The sequence below is a fragment of the Gordonia oleivorans genome, assembly GCF_040044975.1.
In the GTDB taxonomy this organism is placed as follows: Bacteria; Actinomycetota; Actinomycetes; order Mycobacteriales; family Mycobacteriaceae; genus Gordonia; species Gordonia oleivorans.
The window spans coordinates 1-20,914 of the sequence record NZ_JBDZDI010000013.1; the positions used below are offsets into that span (position 1 = coordinate 1).

Sequence of the window (20,914 nt, forward strand, 5' to 3'; positions counted from 1 at the left end):
GGTCGACAAGGTGCGGCGCCGTACCGTGGCCACCCACGGAGGCCGGAAGGGTGCGATGTGGGCGGTCCGCAAGACCCATACCGATCAGTCACCCGAGCAGCGTGGCATCGTCGAGCAGCTCCGTGAGGACAACCGCGAGCTGTACGAGGCGTACATGCTCAAAGAGCAACTGCGCGATGCGATCCGCGCCACCGAAGGAAGGCGGTTCGTGTTGCTGACTGGGGCACAGGCATGGGCCCGAGACAGTGACGTCCCGGAAATCGCAGTTCTGGAAGAACGTTGGAGCGTTACAATGCTCGTATCCGGAACGCGTTGCGTCACAACCTGACCAACGCGCGCACTGAGGCCACCAACACCCATCTACGCGCACTGACCAAGCGGGCCTACGGATTCCACACGCCAGAAGCGCTGATAGCGATGGCCGAACTCACCCGCGGCGGCGCCTGCCCCGAACTGCCCTGGCCGTAACCCACCCACAAGAACGTCAGGAGATCCCGAAGCTTCGAATCGATAGTAGGAGCGAATTTCGCGAACTTCACTTTTCCTAGATATCGTGCCACTAATTCGCGATATTAGGAGTGCGTTAGCAAACGCGGCCATTACTGGTTCCAGTGACATTGCTTTGTACCTCCTCCGTCACCTTAGTTCAGTAGTGCGTGGACGATTCCGTGCCACCGGGTCGGATCAACTGATCTCGTGCGGACTGACGGCCGCTCACTCCGACCCGGACGCACCGGCAAATCGTCGACGATAAACCAGCGGCGCCACCCCGACGGCCGAGGTGAAGTGGTGGCGCAGCAACGTCGCCGAGGCGAACCCCGAGCGCCGGGCCACCTCCTCGACGCCGAGATCGGTGGACTCGAGCAGGTTCTTCGAGTGCAGCACCCGTTGTTCGGTGAGCCAGCGTCGCGGTGACATGCCCACCTCGTCGACGAAGCGGCGCGCAAATGTGCGGCCGGACATGTGCATTCGCATCGCGAGGTCGTCGACGGAGACGTCCTCGTCGAGGTGGACGATCATCCAGTCGAGGAGTTCACCGAAGCCCCGGTCGGCGCAGGTGGGTACCGGTGCGTCGACGAACTGGCGTTGCCCGCCGTCGCGGTGCGGCGGGACCACCATGCGTCGGGCGATCGTGTTGGCCACCCGCGGACCCCACGATTCGCGGACCAGGTGCAGCGACGCGTCGATTCCGGCCGCGGTGCCGGCGCTGGTGGTGATCGGCCCGTCGTCGACGAACAGGACGTCGGTGTCGACGCGGGCCTCGGGGAACATTCGGGCCAGCTTGTCCCCGTACCGCCAGTGGGTGGTGCAGCGTCGTCCGTCGAGCAGGCCCGCGGCGCCCGCGGCAAAAGCGCCGGAGCAGACGGTGAGTACCCGGCCGCCGTTGTCGACGACGGCACGCAGCGTCTCGAGGACCTCCTCGGGATAGTCGCCGGAGGTGCTGCCACCGGGGACGGCGACGAGGTCGACGTCTCGGCACTCGTCGAGTGAGTGCGGCGCGACCACCGACACTCCGTGGTCGACGCTCAGTGGGGCGCCGGGCGTCGGCGAGGCGACCCGGAAGTCGAAGGCGGGGACTCCGTCGTCGGTGCGGTCGAGGCCGAAGACCTCGTTGACGACGCCGAACTCGAAGAGCGCCACGCGCCCATAGAGGAGTACACCGACGGATTTCAGCACCGCCCCAGTATGGCAGATTCTTTGTGTACATTGTCCGCACTGCCACTGTTGGCAGGAATCTTACGGGCGCATGCTTTCTGACATGACCATCTTCATCATCGCCCTCGCCCTCCTCGTCACCGTCCCGATCGCCGTCCTCACCTATCGCACACACCGCAAAGTCGATGGCTCACACCGCTTTCCGCTGAGTCACCTCGTCGACTCCCTCACCCGTGACCCGTTTCGGCCCTACGGTCCGGACTCCGACCGGATCGCCGACGAGCTGAGCATCCTGACCCGCTATCACCACGACGGAGCCTGAGCGCTCCGCGCGAGCGTCAAACATGGGATGTTAGCCTGTTTGAGTGTCCCCGCTGATCACGCCACCACCCCGCACCAGCTCGTTGGTCGTCGACCGCATGCACGAACTGATCCGGGACGGCCGGTGGCCGGTGGGTGCCCGCATCCCCGCCGAACCCGAACTCGTCGAGCAATTCGGCGTGGGCCGCAACACCATTCGCGAAGCGGTCCGCGCCCTCGAACACTCCGGACTGCTGATGCCCCGACGCGGCGACGGCACCTATGTGCGCAGCCGCAACGTCCTCGTCGGCGCCCTGGCCCGGTGCGTACCCGGTTCGGAGGCCGACGACCTCCTCTCCACCCGCCGCGCCCTGGAAACCGAGGCGGCCGCGCTCGCCGCCGAACACGCCACCGACGAACAGATCGCGCTCCTGCGTGACCAGCTGACCCGCGCCGTCGACGCCCTGGAATCCGGCCACCTCGACGACTACGCCCGCATCGACATCGACTTCCACGCCACTCTCGTCGCCGCGTCGGGCAACCGGCTGCTCATCGACCTCTACGACGGCATCGGCGAGGTGATGGCACGTAACCACGCCACCATCGCCGGGGCGTCCGGCCTCGACGCACACCCCGCGGGCCACCACGACGTGGTCGACGCGATCGTCGCCCACGACCCGGTCGCGGCCCGCGCGGCCGTGCTCAGCTACCTCGACGTCGCCTTCCGGGGGATCACATGACCGCCGACGGCGGGACCCGCGTCGCATCGACGTCGACGCCGAGCGACCGCGGCGGCCGGCCACTGCTCACCGTCCTGACCGCGGTCGGCATCATGCTGGTCGCCGCGAACCTGCGCCCGGTGGTGGTCGCCGTCGCACCGCTGATCGACGAGATCTCCGCCGAGGAGGGATTCACCAGTGCCACAGCCGGTCTGCTCACCACCCTGCCGGTGCTGTTCTTCGGTCTCAGCGCACCGGTCGCACCCCGCCTCGCGGCACGATTCGGCATCGAACGCACCATCTTCGCCGCACTGCTCGTGCTCATCGTCGGGACGTTGCTGCGCCTCATCCCGGGCGCGCCCGCCCTGTTCGCGGGTTCGGCGGTGATCGGCGCCGCGATCGGCGTCTGCAACGTAGTGCTCCCCGCGCTGATCAAACGCGACTTCGCTCATCGTTCGGGGTTGATGACCGGCCTCTACTCGATGACCCTCTCCGGGGGCGCCGCGGTGGCCGCCGCCATCACCGTGCCGGTGGATACCGCACTCGACGGGAACTGGCGGCTGACACTGGGGTCCTGGGCGGTGCTGACGGCGATCACTGTGATCGTCTGGGCACCCCAGGTCACCCGCCATCGTCCGGAGACCGCGGTGACGGTGGGATCGTTGCGCCGCAACCCGATTGCATGGGCGATCACCGCGTTCATGGGGGCGCAGTCGCTGGTGTTCTACACCTTCACCGCGTGGTTGCCCGCATTCCTGATGAGTGAGGGGTACTCCCGTGCCACCGCCGGAAACGTTCTGGCCGTCGGTCAGGTGGTCGCATTGCTTGCCTCACTCATCATCCCGATCATCGCGGGCCGGTTCACTGACCAACGCGGCATCACCTTCGCGGTCATCGCGGTCTGCGGAATCGGGCTCGTCGGACTGCTGACCGTCGATCACGCTGCCGCGCTGTGGGTTTCGCTGGTGATGTTCGGTCCCGGCGCATCGATCAGTCTCGCCCTGCTGTTCATGGTGCTGCGCAGTTCGTCGCCCGCACAAACCGGTCAGGTCTCCGGCATGGCCCAGTTCGTCGGCTACGTACTGGCCGCCGTCGGCCCGATAGCGGTGGGTGCACTGCATGATTCGACGGGATCGTGGACGGTGGCACTGTCCGTCCTCGCCGTCCCGCTCGTCCTGCAGGCGGCGTCGACGGCGCTCGCGGCACGAAACGTGAAGATGGACCGCTCGGATTCTCCGAGACACGTCACGCGAGGCTGATCGCGGAAAGGTGGGACCGATTCTCTCTCCCACTTCACTGTATAGCGCAGATGGGGCCTTGCGGCAAGACCCCATGGCGCCTTCACAATGGCGCACATGGATTTTCGCGTCACCTCACCCCGTCGTGTCCCGAGCGCCTTTGCACTGTCGAATCCGAACTCCGCCAAGGCCGAGTATCGGCTCCTCGCCGAGGACGAGACGCACCTGGCCGCCATCGCCACACACCTCGATCAAACGATCGGCATGCTCACCGACCGGATCGCGGCACTACGCCGCTCCGCCGGTGGCGGTGGCCGGCGAGCGGTCGATCGCGATATGGAGATCCACGACGCCGAGTTCCGACTTCGCCGGCTGCGTCGATTCCGCGTCGACCTGTGCCTGGGGCGGATGGTGCATTCCGACGGCTCGATCACCTACATCGGGCGCATCGGACTGACCGACAACGAGGGCGCACAACTTCTCATCGACTGGCGCACCCCGGCCGCCCGACCCTTTTTCGCCGCCACACTCGCCGAGCCGATGGGTGTGGCGAGCAGACGCCGATACCGTTGGGGGCGAGGCCACATCGTCGACTACTGGGATGAGGCTCTCGGTACCGACCCGGGCCGGCGACCACTCGCACTGGACGCCGATTCGTCGTTCATCGCAAGCCTCGGGGCCGGTCGCACGTCAAGCATGCGCGACGTACTGGGCACCATCGCCACCGACCAGGACACCATCATCCGGGCCGGCAGCCATGGCGCGCTCGTCGTCGACGGCGGCCCGGGAACGGGGAAAACCGTTGTCGCCCTGCACCGTGCCGCATACCTGCTCTACTCGGACCCGCGACTGGGTGGCCATCGCGGCGGTCTCCTGGTCATCGGTCCGCACGATCCTTACCTGGGCTACGTCGCCGATGTACTGCCCGATCTCGGAGAGGAGGGGGTGCACACCTGCACCCTCCGCGATCTGGTGCCCGCCGGGTCCGAGGCCGTACCGGAAACCGACCCCGCCGTCCGGGCACTGAAATCCTCGATCGATCCCATCCTCACCATCGACCGCGCGGTCCGGTTCTACGAGACGCCTCCCACCGACCCGGCCGAGATCGACACCCCCTGGGGTACGGCCATTCTCGGGCCGCGCGACTGGGCGGAAGCGTTCGACACCCCCGATGCCGCGACTCCACACAACGAAGCGCGGGAGGACATCTGGGAGTCGCTGGTCGCGATCATCCGGGACCTGCTGCCCGACGGCGGTGACATTCCGGAGAACCACCTGCGCACTGCGTTGGCACACAACCACGATCTGAGGGCGGCGGTGACAACCGCGTGGCCGGTGATCGACGCCGCGACACTCGTCGGTGACCTCTGGTCGGTGCCAGCCTATCTGCGGCTGGCCGCGCCGTCACTGGGCTCCGAGGAGATCGGCACGCTGCGACGGGGCACCGTCGACCGCTGGACCATGTCCGATCTCCCCTTCCTCGACGCCGCTCGTCGGCGCCTCGGTGATCCGGAGTTCTCGCAACGACGCCGCCGACGCGAGAGGACCCTGGCCGCCGATCGTGTGCAGATGGACCGGGTGGTCGATGATCTGCTGGCGGCACACAGCCTTGACGACGGCGAGGGATTGACCACCCAACTCCGCAATGACGATCTTCGCGACGCCCTCGTCGACGACCGCGCCGTCGAGGTGGCGCAGATCGACCCGTTGGCCGGGCCGTTCGCGCACATCGTCGTCGACGAGGCCCAGGAACTCACCGATGCCGAATGGTCGATGCTGTTGTCCCGCTGCCCCTCTCGGAGCTTCACGATCGTCGGTGATCGGGCCCAGGCCCGGCGTGGGTTCATCGAGACGTGGACCGAAAGGCTGCAGCGGGTGGGGTTGATCGACGTCACCGTCGCCGGACTGACGGTCAACTACCGCACCCCGGAAGAGATCATGGAGGCGGCCGAACCGGTGATCCGTTCCGCGATCCCCGACGCCAACGTCCCGATCTCCATTCGGGGCAGCGGGATTCCGGTGCGGCTCGGCGACCGCCGGGACCTCGACGAGATCCTGAGTGCCTGGTCGGCCACACACCCGGAGGGCACCGCCTGCGTCATCGGCGATGACACCGCCACGGTCGCCGGGGATCGCATTCGTGCGCTGCCTGCGGTCGACGTCAAAGGTCTGGAGTTCGACCTGGTGGTCCTCGTCGATCCGGAGAACCTCGGATCAGGTGTCACCGGCGCGGTGGACCGTTACGTGGCGATGACCCGCGCCACCTCGGAGCTGGTGATCCTGCGATGAGCTCGACCTGACCTCGCCCGAAGCCGCTTTCCAAAGGGAGTGTTAGGAAGCGCCGATCACGCTTGGCCGCCGCGTGTGATGCCTGCCACTGTCGAAGGTGTTCCCAGCAGCACTTCACAAAGGAGGGCGTGATGGCCAAGCCGTCCGCAGTATCCGACAGGCGCGTCGTCGCCAATGTCTTCCGGGGTTGCATCGGCAACCTCATCGAGTGGTACGACTGGTTCGTCTACGCCGCATTCAGCGTGTTCTTCGCACCCGTGTTCTTCCCGAGCGAGAGCCAGACCGCGCAATTGCTCTCGGCGGCAGTGGTTTTCGCCGTCGGATTCCTGATGCGCCCGCTGGGCGGATACATCCTCGGCCGCTTCGCCGACCGGTATGGCCGGCGCAATGCGTTGAGCCTGTCGGTGATGCTGATGGCCGCCGGATCACTGCTCATCGCGGTCACCCCGGGCTACGCGGCGATCGGGATCGCGGCGCCGGTCATCCTGGTGCTCGCCCGGCTGCTGCAGGGTCTGTCGGTCGGTGGTGAGTTCGGATCGAGCGCCACCTATCTGTCCGAGGTGGCCACCCCCGGCCGTCGCGGCTTCTTCTCCAGCTTCCAGTACGTCTCCATCGTCCTCGGACAACTCTGCGCGCTGGGCATCCAGCTGATCCTGCTGCAGATCCTCACCGCCGAACAGATGGATGCCTGGGGCTGGCGCGTGCCGTTCGTCATCGGCGCGCTGGCCGCGGTCACCGTGATGATCATCCGCCGCGGCATGGACGAGTCCGAGCAGTATCTCGCCGAGAAGGAGCGGGTGGCCCGCCTCGGCACCGACGCCGCGAAGGAGGACGGCGCGCTGCGCACCCTGATGCAGTACCGCAAGCCCTTCGCGATGGTCCTCGCCCTGGCCATCGGTGGCACCGTCTGCTACTACACCTACACCACCTACCTGCAGAAATACATGATCAACACCGCCGGCATGAGCAAGGAGACGGTGGCCTGGATCAGCTTCTGCGCCCTGTTCACCTACATGCTCATGCAGCCGGCCGCCGGCGCCCTGTCCGACCGGATCGGTCGCCGCAAGGTGATGCTGTTCTTCGGCGCCGGCGCCACCCTGCTGACCGTGCCCATCATGACCACCCTCGGCAACGTCACCAACGCATTCGTCGCCTACTGCCTGATGATGGCCGGCCTGACCATCGTCACCGCCTACAGCGCGCTGAGCCCGATCGTGAAGGCGGAACTGTTCCCGACCAAGGTGCGCGCCCTCGGTGTGGGTCTGCCGCACGCCCTGGTCACCGCGTTGTTCGGCGGCACCGCCGAGCCGATCGCCCTGGGACTCAAGCAGGCCGGTCACGAGAGCGCCTTCTTCTACTACGTCTCGGCGTGCGCGGCACTGACCTGGATCGCCGCCTACTTCATGAAGGAGACCCGCGGCGATTCGACCCTCGACTCGAAGGCGCCGACGGGCGAGAGCACCACCGACTTCGCCGTGCCTGCTGATCGTGGCGGCCTCCGCGCCGACGAGGCGCTGATCGACGAGGCGCGGACAGAGGAGGCACTGAGCGGTACCGGCATCTCCGGCCGGGAGGACCCGACCCCGACCCGATGACCCATCCTCATCCGGACCGCCGTTATCCGTCTCCGATCACCATCGGAGGCGGATAATGGCCGTCGTGCGGATAGCGGTGGTCGAAGACGACGACGGGGTGGGATCCGCGATCGTCGCCGGCCTCACCCGATTCGGCCACCACCCGATACGTCTGATCCACGGTGCGGATCTTCTGCTGCGTCACAAGGAGTTCGACTTCGTCCTCCTCGACCTCGGACTGCCCGACCAGGATGGTCTCGACGTCCTGCGGCAGTTGCGCCAGGTCAGCGGGGTACCGGTCATCATCCTCACCGCACGCGGCGACGAACGTTCGGTGGTTCGTGGCCTGCGCCTCGGTGCCGACGACTACCTGGTCAAACCGGCACGTTTCGCCGAACTGACCGCGCGCATCGACACCGTCGCCCGGCGGGCGCCGCGGGCGCGTGAGACACCGCAGCCGCAGACTCTCGCCGGCGGGGGAGTCGCGATCGATCTCGACGCCCGCACCGCGGTCGTCGACGGACGCGACATCGATCTGACCACCAAGGAATTCGACATCCTCGCGGTGCTGGTGCGCAACGCGGGTGCCGCGGTCAGTCGCCAGCAGTTGATGGACCAGGTGTGGGGTGATGCGTTTGTGGCGGTGTCCCGCTCACTGGACGTCCACATGACGGGCCTGCGCTCCAAGCTGAGCCGTCCGGGGCTGATCACCACCGTTCGTGGCTTCGGATACCGTTGGGACGGAATCACTCCCACTGATTCCGAGAACCCCGACGATGCGTAAACGACTGCTCCTGGTGCTGGCGGTCATCGGCGCGATCTCCATCGCCGGTTTCGCCATCCCACTCATCGAGGTGTCCTCCCAGGCACGGACCCGGGAGTTCGTCCAGCAACGCCAAAGTGACACCACCCGACTGGCCGGGCTCGCCAACGAGTATGTGACCACCGGTGATCCGGCCCGCATCGCCGATGAACTACGCGCCTACCACGAGGTCTACGGTGACTCGGTGCTGGTGGTGTCCACCCGCGGCGTGGCCGACACCTCCGTCGGCGATGTCGACCCCGCCATGCGCGCGGCGGTCACCCGGGGACTGCGCAACGAGAAGTCCTCGAGCCTGTCCCGCATCAGCCCGTGGGGCCCGGACGAGGCGATCTTCGTCGCGCCGATCGGCACCGGCGCACAGGTCAACGGCGCCCTTGTCCTGCGATCGTCGACGGCCGTCGCGCGGACCGACGTCGGCCGGTGGTGGTTGATCATCGCCGCCGGCGCTGTCGCCGTGGTCGCCGCCTTCGCCGCGTTGGCACTCGCGTTGAGCCGCTGGGTGTTACGGCCGTTATCGGACCTGTCCGATGCGATGACGGGACTGACCGCCGAGTTGCCGTCGATTCCGGCCTCCGCGGAGCAGATCACCTCCGCCGAGCCGTCCACACCGACCGGACCACCCGAGATCCGTGAGCTGTCGACCACCTTCGATTCCCTCATGTCGACGGTGCTCCGGTCGGTGGAGATGCAGCGACGCCTCGTCGCCGACACGTCGCATCAGCTTCGCAATCCTCTTGCCGCACTTCAGTTCCGTCTCGACATCCTGGAACCGGAGATCCCGGCGTCCGCGGCCGAGGACTTCCGGATGGTCACCGCCGAAACCGAACGGCTGCAGGCGATTCTGGACAAACTGCTCACGCTCGCCAGTGCCGAGACCCCGAGCCTGGCCACCACGCCCGCACAATGGTGCACACTGCACACCGTCCTCACCGAACGCGTCGAGTTCTGGTCGGTCCCCGCCGCCGAACGCGGTGCCACCCTCACCCTGGAGAGCGACGACGACGATCCCGGACTGCAGGTCGCCCTGAGCGACACCGCCCTCTCGGAGGTCATCGATGTGTTGGTGGACAACGCCACCCGGCATGCGGGCGACCGGCCACACATCGTCATCTCGGTCCGTACCCGTGACGCGTCGCCGGCCACGATTGAGATCAGCGTCGCCGACGACGGCCCCGGCGTCACCGAGGAGGACCTTCCCAAGCTCACCGAACGGTTCTTCACCCGTGACCGTGCCCATGGGACCGGGTTGGGACTGGCCATCGTCGACGTGCTGGTCCGCTCCGCCGGTGGTGCTCTGAGCTTCGGTACGTCCCCGTCGGGCGGGCTCGACGTCGGGGTGCGGCTACCCGCGCGATCGGCCGACGCGACGCCGCGGTTGGAGAAGGGCGATCGCTCATGAGACGCCGAGATGTCCTGCGGGCGGCCCTGATACTTCCGTTCGTGGCCACCGCATGCGGGCCGGGCGCGCCGCGCGACTACCGCATCGCCACCGGTGAGCCGGGCGGATTCCAATCGGAGTTCGCCAAGCTCCTCTCGTCGGCGATGGCCGACGGCCCCGTCACCCTGACCCCGATCAACACCGCCGGGTCACTGCGCAACATCGATCTCCTCAAAGTCGGCGAGGTCAATTTCGGTCTGTCCCTGGGGGATGTGGCCGCGGCCACCGGTGACCCGCTGCGCGCGGTCGGCCGGGTCTATGAAAACTACGTTCAGCTCGCGGTGCCCGCCGACAGCACCGTGGCAGGCTTCGCCGATCTGCGCGGCCGACGCGTCAGCCTCGGCGCACGCGGGTCGGGTACCGAATGGACCGGCCTGCGGGTCCTGCAGGCCGCCGGGATGTCGCCCGCCGACATCGAGATCACCCCCGTGTCGCTGACCGATGTGCTGAGTTCCCTGGCCGACGGCACGGTCGCGGCCGCCATGTGGGCCGGTGGCGTGCCCACGCCGTCGGCGGTCCCGCGACCCGGATACGGTCCACCCGAAGGGATTCGGCTCATCCCCCTGACCCGGGAACTCGCGGTCCTGCGCGAACGTTTCGGGCCGCTGTACGAGCCGGTGTCCATTCCGGCCCGCATCTACGGAACGGCCACCGAAACGGCCACCATCGGGGTTCCCAGCGTGCTGTTGACCACGGTGAGCACTCCCGACGAGGCGGTGTCGGCGGTGGTCGACACGCTGATCGACCGGGCCGACGCGCTCATCCCGCCCGGTACCGTCGGAGTGCAGTTCCTCGACACCCAGACCCTGATCCAGACCTACGGCCTCCCACTACATCCCGGTGCGGTGGCGGCCTATCGGCGACACCACCGGTGAGTCGGCCCGGCCTGCCCCTCTGACCCCTGCGGTGGCGGGCCGTAATTCACCTGAGCACAAACGGGTTTCCGGTCGGCGCGCCGATGTTGATCCACACGCTCTTGGTCTCCAGATACTCGCCGACGGCGTCGATGCCGTTCTCCCGGCCCAGGCCCGAGTCCTTGACCCCCCCGAACGGCATCATGTAGCTGACCGCGCGATAGGTGTTGACCCACACGGTGCCCGAGTGGATGGCCTCGGCCATCCGGAACGCACGGCCGATGTCGGAGGTCCACACGCCGGCACCGAGCCCGTACCGCGAGTCGTTGGCGATGGCGATCGCCTCCTTCTCGTCGTCGAACGGGATCACCGCGAGGACCGGACCGAACACTTCCTCCTGCGCCAGCCGGGACGTGTTCTCGACGCCGGTGAACACGGTCGGCTCGACGAACCAGCCGTCCCCGCATTCGGGTCGGGTCGCGGGGACACCACCCAGACGCAACTGCGCCCCTTCGGAGGTGGCGATGTCGATGTAGGACAACACCTTCTGGTACTGGTCGCGCGTGGTCACCGGACCCACCTGGGTGGCCGGGTCGGCGGGATCACCCATCCGGGCGGTGGCTGCCAGCGCGACGACCCGATCAACCACCTCGTCGTGCACCGACGACTGGATCAGCAAACGTGATCCGGCGATGCACGTCTGTCCGGTCGCGGCGAAGATCCCCGACACCGCGCCGTTGACCGCCGCGTCGAGATCGGCGTCGGCGAACACGATATTCGGTGATTTTCCACCGAGTTCCAGACTTACATGCTTGACACCGCGTGCGGCCTGCTCACCGATCCGGCGGCCGGTCGCATCGGAGCCGGTGAAACTGACCTTGCGCACCTGCGGATGATCGACCAGCGGTCCGCCGACCTCGGCACCGAATCCGGTGACCACGTTGACCACTCCGGGCGGGAGTCCGGCATCCTCCAGCAGCGCAACGAATTCCAGAGTCGATGCGCTGGTGTGCTCGGACGGCTTGATCACGACGGTGCACCCGGCGGCCAGTGCGGCGGCCAGCTTCCACGTGAGCAGCAGCAACGGAGAGTTCCACGGTGTGATGATCGCGACCACACCCACCGGTGCGGTTGTGGTGTAGGCGAAGTAGCCCTTCTTGTCGATGGGGACCACGGTGCCCTCGAGTTTGTCGCACAGCCCGCCGTAATAGTGGAACCACTCCGGTATGTAGGCGGTCTGCGCAGACATCTCGGCATACAGTTTTCCGTTGTCGCGCACCTCGGTTCGCGCGAGATCGTCACTGCGCTCGGCGATGGCCTCACCGAGGCATCGAAGCAGTTTGCCCCGCGCACTCGCCGTCATCTCCGGCCAGGGGCCGGTGGTGAGAGCGCGGTGTGCGGCGCCGACCGCGGCGTCGACGTCGTCGGCGTTGCCACGTGCGATCCGTGCCCACGGTTGTCCGACGAACGGATCGTAACTCTCGAAGTACTCACCCGAGGCGGGCTCGCGGCGCGCCCCGTCGATGTGGAGTGGATAGGTCTGCATCGTTGTCTTCTTTCTGGCGGCCGGGGGATCAGAAGGTATCGAAGCCGAGTGCGGCCCGAACCTTGTTCTTGACGGCGACACCATCGCGCGGCGGCAGTGCCCGTGGCGGCTCGGTGACGGTGATGTGCGCCTGAACGAAGGTCAGTTGCTCTCTCCGATTGATCGTCGCCGCAAGGGAATCAACATGATCGAGCGTGTCGATCTCGATGACGTCCGGAATCCCGAAGCCGGCGGCCACCTCCGACAGGCGCGCACCGAGACCGGAGTGGCTGCGCTGCATCCCGGTCTCACCGAAGTGCCCGTTGTCCAGGACCACGATCGTCAGGTTCTCGGGTGCACTCACCGCTGCCGATCCCAATGATCCGATGCCCATCAGCATTTCGCCGTCACCGGTGATGACGACGACCGATTCCTGTGGCTGTGCCAGCGCGAGTCCGAGTCCGACCGGAACCGCGCCGCCCATCGCGCCCCAGAGGTAGAAGTTGCGGTCGCGTTCGCCGGCGGCGAAGACGTCATACGATGCCGACCCGAGTCCGCTGACGATCAGCGCGTCCGGGATGGCATCGATGAGCGCCGAGACGAACTCGCGGCGGTCGAGGCGGGGGTCAATGGTGGTGATGCCCATGTCAGTTGCGCTCCCACTTCTTGCGGCCGATGAGGCTCTGGCCCAACAGGACCGCGGTACGTTCGCCGGCCAGGAAGGTGGCATCGAATGCGGCCTGGACGATTTCGGCGACCTCGTCGGGCCGGTCCGCGCGCAGGACGGTGATGCCACCCAGGCGCAACGCCTGTTCGGTGGTCGAGCCCATCGGGATCTGCCACGGATTGAACTCGGCGTACTCACCGCGCATCGTCACCAGCGTGAGGAAGGGGAAGCGGCACATCTGTAGCAGTGAGAACATGTTGACGCAGTTGCCCACTCCGCTGCTCTGCATCAGCAATGCGGCCCGTTGCCCACCCAGCCATGCACCGCTGACCACGCCGACGCCCTCCTCCTCGGTGGTCAGGACCACGTCGGTGATGTCGGGGTCGGCGATCGCGGCCCGGATCGCATACGAGTGCCCGGCGTCGGGGACATAGGCGATCTGGGAGATGCCACCGGCTTTGAGGACTGTGAAGACGTCCCGCTGCCAGCCCGGCGCGGTCTCGGACTGAGCGCGTTCGGCAAGCGCACTGGACATGGTGTCCACCTTTCGTCGTTGTACTAGCATTCTCATCCGTGATAGATCGAGAGTGGTAATAGCCATTCGCGATGAACCGTCATGCCAGATGGGAATGGAAACGACATGGAGATCCGACAACTCCAAGCACTGATCGCCGTCGCCGACACCGGCAGCGTCACGGCGGCGGCCAAGGTGCTCCACATCGTCCAGCCCGCGGTGACCAAGCAGATCCAGACGCTCGAGTCTGAGCTCGGCGTCGAACTGTTCAGTCGGAGCCGCGCGGGGATGACGATCAACCCCAACGGACAACAGGTTCTCGATCGCGCGCGCCGGGTACTGCGGGAACTGGATCGCGCCCGTGACGATGTGCGCTCGGGCGACAGCAGCGAACTGCGGGGCCAGGTCACCATCGGGCTTCTGCCGTCGACGGCGTTACTGCTCGCCCCACGCCTGGTGGCCGCGGCGGCGGACCGATATCCCGGCATCCGGCTGCGCATCTCGGTCGGCTACGCAGGCCACCTCGCCACGTGGCTCGACGCCGGCGACGTCGACGTGGCACTGCTCTTCGAGCAACCGTCCACCGCGATGTTCCGCATCGACCCGATCCTGCGCGAGGAACTGTGGGCCGTGGCCCCATCATCGGCACACCTACGGTCCGACGATCCGATCGCACTGAAAGATGTTCTCTCGCAACCATTGATCTTGCCCGCACCGCCACATGGGCTTCGCAGCATCATCGAAACAGTAGCCGCGGAGACCGGTCTCACCATCACCATCCCGGTGGAGACCAACGATTCCGCCATTCAACGTCGACTCGTGGCCGACGGCTACGGCTGGACGGTACTACCTCCGACGATGGTGACACCCGAGACCGCACCACACGACGACATCTCCACCGCCCCGATCGTCGGAGCACCCCTCATGCGAACCATCGGCACGGCACTGGCCCGTCAGCCCGACTCATCTCGAGCCGGAGCCGCCATCAACGCCCTGCTACGCGAAACCGTCACCACCGCAGCCACTTCCGGAGCATGGCCGTCCGCCCACCTGCTGTAGGCCACCACCCCCGTCGGCCGAGTGCCGCGAGTTCCCCCGCCGGCCGAGTGCCGCGAGCTTCCTCCGCCGGCCGAGTGCCGCGAGCCTCCCCCGCTGGCCGAGTGCCGCGAGCTTGCGAGCGGTGTATCCGCCGGGCCGAGCTTGTCGAGGTCGAGGCCACCCCACCGCAAGCCGACAGCGCCACCTCACCAAAGTGTCCTCGATACACTCGCTCCTTCGTCGCGAGCACTCGGACAGCGGTGGGAAGCCGGCCGAGTGCCGCGAGCGGTGTATCCGCCGGGCCGAGCGTGTCGAGGTCGAGGCCACCCCACCGCAAGACGACAGCCCCACCCAACCCCCGCTGGCCGAGTGCCGCGAGCTTGCGAGCGGTGTATCCGCCGGGCCGAGCTTGTCGAGGTCGAGGCCACCCCACCGCAAGACGACAGCGCCACCTCACCGAAGTGTCCTCGATACACCCGCTCCTTCGTCGCGAGCACTCGGACAGCGGTGGGAAGCCGGCCGAGTGCCGCGAGCGGTGTATCCGCCGGGCCGAGCGTGTCGAGGTCGAGGCCACCCCACCGCAAGACGACAGCCCCACCCAACCCCCGCTGGCCGAGTGCCGCGAGCTTGCGAGCGGTGTATCCGCCGGGCCGAGCTTGTCGAGGTCGAGGCCACCCCACCGCAAGACGACAGCGCCACCTCACCGAAGTGTCCTCGATACACCCGCTCCTTCGTCGCGAGCACTCGGACAGCGGTGGGAAGCCGGCCGAGTGCCGCGAGCGGTGTATCCGCCGGGCCGAGCTTGTCGAGGTCGAGGCCACCCCACCGCAAGACGACAGCGCCACCTCACCGAAGTGTCCTCGATACACTCGCTCCTTCGTCGCGAGCACTCGGACAGCGGTGGGAACCGCCGCCCCCTGCGTCCGAACCCTGCAAGCACTCGGACAGCGGTGGGAACCTCGCACCCTGACGGCGGAGTGATCTCACCGAAAGCGCTTCCTCGCCAAGCCGGGCAAGAGTTCGAACTGGTTGTTGATCAGCGCGAGCCGCTTTGCTTTTGACCAACCGTGGAGTTTGCGCTCCAACATGTAGGCCTCCCGAACCGATTCGCACTCAAGGCAATACACGAGACGTACCGGCAGGCGGCTGCTCGTGTAGCGCGCCCCCTTACCCGACATGTGCTGCTCCATGCGGTTGGCGATGTTGCGCGTACTGCCGACATACAAAGTGCCGTCCGAGCATTCGAGGATGTAGAGGTATCCGCCCATGCGCCAATGGTGAGCCCTCGCAGACTTGGCGTTGCCACCTCGCCCACAACTCGGCAGTGACGACGACCGGATCCAGCAATCATCCACAGATGAAGGGCAGTTGCGCGTTGATGGGTAGTCCCGCTGCCGGCTTGCGGTAAGTGGCCTCGACCTCGACAAGCCCGGCCACACCGCACGCAGCCTCCCCCAAGGGGTTGCGTCCACTCACCCATCTCTATAGACTATTTTCTACAGACCGAAGGGAAGAGCTCATGGCCATCACGTTGTCCGTAGAAGAAGAAGCCATCGTCAAGACCGTTCGCGACTTCGTGAACAAGCAGGTCCGTCCGGCCGCCCGGGATCTCGAGCATTCGAACACCTACCCCGAAGAGCTCATCGAGACGATGAAGGAGATGGGCATCTACGGGTTGGCCATCCCCGAGCCGTACGGATTCGCCCAGGTCTCGATGCCCTGCTACGCCCAGGTCACCGAGGAGTTGGCGCGCGGCTGGATGAGCCTGGCCGGAGCGATGGGCGGCCACACCGTCGTCGCCAAGCTGCTGCTGACCTTCGGCACCGAGGAGCAGAAGCAGAAGTACCTGCCCCGCATGGCCACCGGCGAACTCCGCGCGACGATGGCACTGACCGAACCGGGCGGCGGCTCTGACCTGCAGAACATGCGCACCGTCGCCAAGAAGGACGGCGACAACTACGTCATCAACGGTTCCAAGACCTGGATCTCCAACGCCCGCAAGTCCGGCCTCGTTGCACTCCTGTGCAAGACCGATCCCGCCGCGGAACCCGCACACAAGGGCGTCTCCATCCTGCTGGTCGAGAAGGTCGACGGATTCACCGTCTCCAAGGACCTGCCGAAACTCGGCTACAAGGGCGTGGAGAGCTGTGAGCTCAACTTCGACAACGCGACCGTCCCCACCGACGCCCTGCTCGGCGGTGTCGAGGGTAAGGGTTTCGCGCAGATGATGAAGGGACTGGAGACCGGCCGCATCCAGGTGGCGGCCCGCGCCACCGGCGTCGCGCGCGCCGCGTTCGACGACGCGCTGCAGTACGCCCAGGACCGCGAAAGCTTCGGGCAACCGATCTGGAAGCATCAGGCCGTCGGCAACATGCTCGCCATGATGGGCACCAAACTCGCTGCCGCACGCGGCCTTCTGCTCGACGCCGCCGAACGGGTCGACACCGGGAAACGCTGCGACATGGAAGCCGGCATGGCCAAACTCTTCTGCTCGGAGACCGCGATGGAGATCGCACTGGACGCCGTTCGCATCCACGGCGGGTACGGCTACTCCACCGAGTACGACGTCGAACGCTACTTCCGCGACGCACCGCTGATGATCGTCGGCGAAGGCACCAACGAGATCCAACAGAACGTCATCGCCAAGCAACTGGTCAAACGGGGCGGCCTCGACATCTGATCTCGCTTCTGCCCCAATCGCATTCCCGGCCACCGGAGGTCACATCCATGCTCCCGCTCCGCGGAGTGACCGTGCTGTCACTCGAGCACGCCGTCGCAGCGCCGTTCGCCACCCGACAACTCGCCGACCTCGGCGCCCGCGTGATCAAGGTCGAACGGCCGGGTTCGGGTGACTTCGCCCGGGCCTACGATCAGTCGGTGAACGGGTTGGCGAGCTACTTCGTCTGGCTCAACCGCTCCAAGGAATCGGTGGCCATCGACGTGAAAACACCTGAGGGACGCGACTTCCTGCACCGCATCGCCGACGAGGCCGACGTCATCGTGCAGAATCTCGGTCCCGGTGCCGCGGCACGTCTGGGTCTGGGCGCCGACGAGATCCGCGCCAAGGACCCCAGCAAGATCGTCCTGTCGATCACCGGGTGGGGCAGCACCGGTCCGTGGGCCGACCGCAAGGCCTACGATCTTCTGGTGCAATGCGAAACCGGATTGGTCTCGTTGACGGGAACTCCCGACGAGATGGCCAAGGTCGGAGTCTCCGTCGCCGACATCGCCGCCGGGATGTACGGGTTCTCCGGAGTCCTGGCCGCGCTCTACCAGCGAGCCACCACCGGTGACGGCGCCACACTCGAGGTCTCCCTGTTCGAGTCGCTGGCCGAATGGGTCGGTCAGCCGATGCATTTCACCGCCGGGGCGGGCCGTCAGCCGGGACGCTTCGGGGCACAACACGCGACGATCGCACCGTACGGGCCGTTCACCGCGGCCGACGACCACGTGTTCCTTCTCGCCATCCAGAACGAACCGGAATGGAAACGGTTGTGCGAGGATGTCTTCGACGATCCGGCATTGGCCACCGACGAGCGGTTCACCTCCAACACACTGCGTGTGGCCCATCGTGACGCCCTCAACGAACGCGTCATCGCCCATGTCGCCGCCCTCGACACCGACACCCTTGCACAGCGACTGACCAAGGCGCGCATCGCCTTTGCCGGGGTGAACACCGTTGCCGAGTTCCTCGACCATCCGGTCCTCGCCGAACGGGACCGATGGCGCACCGTCGATACCGAGGCCGGTCCGATCCGCGCACTCCTGCCACCGATTCAGATGGGCACCGAGTCACGCATGGGTGCGGTGCCGGCACTCGGTGAGCACACCGCAGCGGTGGCACGGGAATTCGGCCTCGATGACGCCGCAGTCGCCGAACTCGGTGGGGATCGAACACATCAGGCCGTCGGGACCGACAGCGCGACAGTGGGATGACGGTGTCCATGCGCGAATACCACGAGGTCACCCGCACCCGTGATCGCGCACGCCTCGACGTCCAGGTTCGCGGCAGCGGTCCCGCACTGCTGCTGCTCCCCGGACAGGCCAACAACCATCACTGGTGGGATCGTGTCCGCGACGATTTCACCGGCGAGTACACCACGGTGACCTTCGACTACCGCGGTACCGGTCACAGCACGTCCGGTGAGAGTCGCTTCACCACAAAACTTTTCGCCGACGATGCGCTGACGGTGATGGATTCGCTGGCGATCAACCGATTCGCGGTCTACGGCACCTCGATGGGTGGCCGCACCGCTCAATGGCTCGCGGCCCGGGCACCCCACCGGGTCCGGGGACTCGTGCTCGGGTGCACCACGCCAGGCGGAACCCACGCCGTCGAACGCAGCGCCGAGGTCCGGGAGGCACTCGCCGGACCCGACGCCGAGAACGCTCTACTCGACTACATGTACACGCCCGGGTGGCGCGACGAACATCCCGGACCATACTTCGTTCTCGGCGACGACTTGATGTCCGAGGCCGACCGGCGTGCGCACCTGTTCGCCAGCAACCGCCACGACGCCTGGGATGTCCTTCCCGATATCGACTGCCCCACAATGATTCTGCACGGCAGCGACGACCTGATGGCACCGGTGGACAACGTCGCACTCCTCGCCGACCGAATCCCGAACGCCCGCAGTCACATCTTCGACGGTGCCCGCCATGCCTACTTCGACGAATGCCGGGACGTCGCAGACCCGTTGGTGTCTGAGTTTCTCGCCTCGACCTGACAGAACCGCCGGTGCCGCGCGGGGTCGTCGACGGTCATCGACGGGTCCGTGTGACTTCTGTTCACCGCAGTGCACCACAGGGGAACCTGTTCACTGAAGGTGCGAAATGCGTTGGAACTGTTATATTCCCACCCGAATTCTCTCTGTATCGAACTGGTGATCGTCTATAGTAGATAGCAGCGACACTCACACAGGGGGACGAATGAGCGACCACGATCTCGCCGAGATTCTCGACGTCATCATCGACAACCTCACCGAACCGAGCATCGACCAGAAGTCGCTGACCGACCGGCACGCCACCGAGGTGATGACCCAACTGCGCCTCATCCGCAACCTCGTCGACCACCTGTGCGTGGTGTTCACCGGACACCTCGAACAACTCCACGTCGCCACCCGCCAAGGACGGAAACTCCGAGAACTGTTGATCTGCATGGGATATCCGCCCGCCGTCGCACAGCGCTACCTCAGACTAGCCGCCGCCACCGACATCCCCCGCGTCACCGCAAGCACCGCACTCGGCTCCCTCAGCTCCGAACACGCCGACGCCATCATCCGCGGACTGACCCACATCGCCCACCGCTCCCCCGAAGACGTCACCTCCGACATGCGGCACGACCACACCATCACCCTGCTCTCCCACGCCGGAGCCGGAATGGCGCCCTCCGAGATTCAGAAGTACGCCCGACAACTCGGCAACCACCTCGCCGCCGACGCCGACGGCGGCCTCCCCGCCGCCGAGGACCGCAGCGTCAACGAACTGTCCCTGCACCATGATGCGGACGGACGACTCGCCGTGAAAGCCGACCTGGATGTCACCGTCGGAGAGAAACTGTGCACCGCGATCGACGTGCTGTCCGCCCCCGTACCCCAACCCGACGGCAGCAACGATCCCCGCTCCACCGAACGCCGCCAAGCCGACGCCCTCGAAACCCTCCTCGACGCCGCCGTCCGCGGCCTGGCCGATGACACCATCCCCACCACCGCCCGCCTCGAGGTCCTCATGATCCGCTCCGCCGACGACCCGGCCGCAGCGTCACTGCCGCACTCCGGGCCCGTCACCGAATCCACCGCCGACATGCTCAGCTGTGACAGTGCCGTCACCGACATCACCACCAACGGTGACGGCGTCCCACTGAACGTCGGCCGCCGCAAACGGTTCTTCACCAACGCCCAACGCAAGGCCTACATCGTCCGTGACGACGGCTGCATCAAATGCGGGGCACCCGCCTCCCGCTGCCACGCCCACCACATCCAGGCGTGGAGCGAGGGCGGCGCCACCGACCTCGACAACGGATGCCTGCTCTGCCCGTCGTGTCACGACGACATCCACCACGGCGGATGGGCCGTCATCATGGGCGCCGACCGACACCCATGGCTCATCCCACCAGCCACCGTCGACCCCAAACAACGACCCCAGCCCGCCTACAACCGCCGCACCATGCGACTCGACGACGCCGCCTGAGAACCACGCAACCATCTCAGCGCGAGAAGTAACCTCGTAACCCGGCCCACGCCAACAGCTTTCGTTCTTTGACAACTCCACAGAGAAACA

The 20,914-nt window shown here is 66.6% G+C and carries 19 protein-coding genes and 1 pseudogene; 14 read left to right on the top strand and 6 right to left on the bottom strand.

What is annotated here, in order from left to right:
- Window positions 1-468: pseudogene (locus ABLE92_RS17160) on the top strand (transposase); the annotation flags it as partial.
- 246 nt (window positions 469-714) lie between these two features.
- Here ABLE92_RS17160 and ABLE92_RS17165 read toward each other — a convergent pair.
- Window positions 715-1,677, bottom strand: coding sequence for a GlxA family transcriptional regulator (locus ABLE92_RS17165; RefSeq protein ID WP_348805956.1), 963 nt, complete (start codon window positions 1,675-1,677; stop codon window positions 715-717).
- An 82-nt stretch (window positions 1,678-1,759) separates the two neighbouring features.
- Here ABLE92_RS17165 and ABLE92_RS17170 point away from each other — a divergent pair, with 82 nt between their 5' ends.
- The 8 genes from ABLE92_RS17170 to ABLE92_RS17205 all read left to right on the top strand — a co-directional run bounded on the left by ABLE92_RS17170 (window position 1,760) and on the right by ABLE92_RS17205 (window position 10,912).
- Complete coding sequence (locus ABLE92_RS17170) at window positions 1,760-1,978, top strand: hypothetical protein (protein WP_348805958.1); 219 nt, start codon at window positions 1,760-1,762, stop codon at window positions 1,976-1,978.
- A gap of 43 nt (window positions 1,979-2,021) precedes the next feature.
- Window positions 2,022-2,696, top strand: a complete 675-nt coding sequence (locus ABLE92_RS17175) for a FadR/GntR family transcriptional regulator (protein WP_348805959.1) — start codon at window positions 2,022-2,024, stop codon at window positions 2,694-2,696.
- Window positions 2,693-3,934: a CynX/NimT family MFS transporter gene (locus tag ABLE92_RS17180; RefSeq protein ID WP_348805960.1), complete on the top strand. Its 1,242-nt coding sequence runs from the start codon at window positions 2,693-2,695 to the stop codon at window positions 3,932-3,934. The genes ABLE92_RS17175 and ABLE92_RS17180 overlap by 4 nt, the downstream gene beginning before the upstream one ends.
- A 96-nt stretch (window positions 3,935-4,030) precedes the next feature.
- The gene (helR, locus tag ABLE92_RS17185) at window positions 4,031-6,202 is read left to right on the top strand and encodes an RNA polymerase recycling motor ATPase HelR (RefSeq protein ID WP_348805961.1); all 2,172 of its coding nucleotides are present in this window, start codon (window positions 4,031-4,033) and stop codon (window positions 6,200-6,202) included.
- Window positions 6,203-6,333: 131 nt separating this feature from the next.
- Entirely contained in the window at window positions 6,334-7,797 is a 1,464-nt protein-coding gene (locus tag ABLE92_RS17190; protein WP_348805962.1) for an MFS transporter, read from the top strand.
- Window positions 7,798-7,861: 64 nt separating this feature from the next.
- Window positions 7,862-8,560: a response regulator transcription factor gene (locus tag ABLE92_RS17195; protein ID WP_348805963.1), complete on the top strand. Its 699-nt coding sequence runs from the start codon at window positions 7,862-7,864 to the stop codon at window positions 8,558-8,560.
- Entirely contained in the window at window positions 8,553-9,998 is a 1,446-nt protein-coding gene (locus ABLE92_RS17200) for a sensor histidine kinase (RefSeq protein WP_348805964.1), read from the top strand. The genes ABLE92_RS17195 and ABLE92_RS17200 overlap by 8 nt, the downstream gene beginning before the upstream one ends.
- Window positions 9,995-10,912 carry a TAXI family TRAP transporter solute-binding subunit gene (locus ABLE92_RS17205; RefSeq protein WP_348805965.1) on the top strand — a complete coding sequence of 306 codons (918 nt, stop codon included), beginning with the start codon at window positions 9,995-9,997 and terminating at the stop codon, window positions 10,910-10,912. Before ABLE92_RS17200 ends, ABLE92_RS17205 begins: the two co-directional genes overlap by 4 nt.
- 46 nt (window positions 10,913-10,958) lie before the next feature.
- Here the strand turns inward: ABLE92_RS17205 and ABLE92_RS17210 are convergent, their stop codons facing one another.
- Genes ABLE92_RS17210 through ABLE92_RS17220 form a run of 3 tightly spaced genes read right to left on the bottom strand, consistent with a single transcriptional unit; the run spans window position 10,959 to window position 13,618 of the window.
- Window positions 10,959-12,437, bottom strand: coding sequence for an aldehyde dehydrogenase (locus ABLE92_RS17210; protein WP_348805966.1), 1,479 nt, complete (start codon window positions 12,435-12,437; stop codon window positions 10,959-10,961).
- 28 nt (window positions 12,438-12,465) lie between these two features.
- Complete coding sequence (locus ABLE92_RS17215; protein WP_348805967.1) at window positions 12,466-13,062, bottom strand: thiamine pyrophosphate-dependent enzyme; 597 nt, start codon at window positions 13,060-13,062, stop codon at window positions 12,466-12,468.
- Window position 13,063: 1 nt separating this feature from the next.
- Window positions 13,064-13,618: a phosphonopyruvate decarboxylase gene (locus ABLE92_RS17220; RefSeq protein ID WP_348805968.1), complete on the bottom strand. Its 555-nt coding sequence runs from the start codon at window positions 13,616-13,618 to the stop codon at window positions 13,064-13,066.
- 81 nt (window positions 13,619-13,699) lie between these two features.
- On the opposite strand from ABLE92_RS17220, the gene ABLE92_RS17225 reads away from it, so the two are divergent.
- Window positions 13,700-14,656 carry a LysR substrate-binding domain-containing protein gene (locus ABLE92_RS17225; RefSeq protein ID WP_348805969.1) on the top strand — a complete coding sequence of 319 codons (957 nt, stop codon included), beginning with the start codon at window positions 13,700-13,702 and terminating at the stop codon, window positions 14,654-14,656.
- 962 nt (window positions 14,657-15,618) lie between these two features.
- Here ABLE92_RS17225 and ABLE92_RS17230 read toward each other — a convergent pair.
- Both ABLE92_RS17230 and ABLE92_RS17235 read right to left on the bottom strand, forming a co-directional pair.
- Entirely contained in the window at window positions 15,619-15,903 is a 285-nt protein-coding gene (locus ABLE92_RS17230) for a GIY-YIG nuclease family protein (protein WP_348805970.1), read from the bottom strand.
- Between the two features lie 79 nt (window positions 15,904-15,982).
- Entirely contained in the window at window positions 15,983-16,111 is a 129-nt protein-coding gene (locus ABLE92_RS17235; protein WP_348805971.1) for a hypothetical protein, read from the bottom strand.
- 43 nt (window positions 16,112-16,154) lie between these two features.
- Between ABLE92_RS17235 and ABLE92_RS17240 the strand changes: the two genes are divergently transcribed.
- From ABLE92_RS17240 to ABLE92_RS17255, 4 genes are all read left to right on the top strand, one after another.
- Window positions 16,155-17,315 carry an acyl-CoA dehydrogenase family protein gene (locus ABLE92_RS17240; protein ID WP_348805972.1) on the top strand — a complete coding sequence of 387 codons (1,161 nt, stop codon included), beginning with the start codon at window positions 16,155-16,157 and terminating at the stop codon, window positions 17,313-17,315.
- A gap of 47 nt (window positions 17,316-17,362) precedes the next feature.
- A complete protein-coding gene (locus ABLE92_RS17245) occupies window positions 17,363-18,571 on the top strand; it encodes a CaiB/BaiF CoA transferase family protein (protein ID WP_348805973.1) in 1,209 nt (402 codons plus the stop codon).
- An 8-nt stretch (window positions 18,572-18,579) separates the two neighbouring features.
- Complete coding sequence (locus ABLE92_RS17250; protein ID WP_348805974.1) at window positions 18,580-19,362, top strand: alpha/beta fold hydrolase; 783 nt, start codon at window positions 18,580-18,582, stop codon at window positions 19,360-19,362.
- A gap of 202 nt (window positions 19,363-19,564) precedes the next feature.
- Window positions 19,565-20,824, top strand: a complete 1,260-nt coding sequence (locus ABLE92_RS17255) for an HNH endonuclease (protein WP_348805975.1) — start codon at window positions 19,565-19,567, stop codon at window positions 20,822-20,824.
- The last annotated feature ends 90 nt before the right edge of the window (window positions 20,825-20,914 follow it).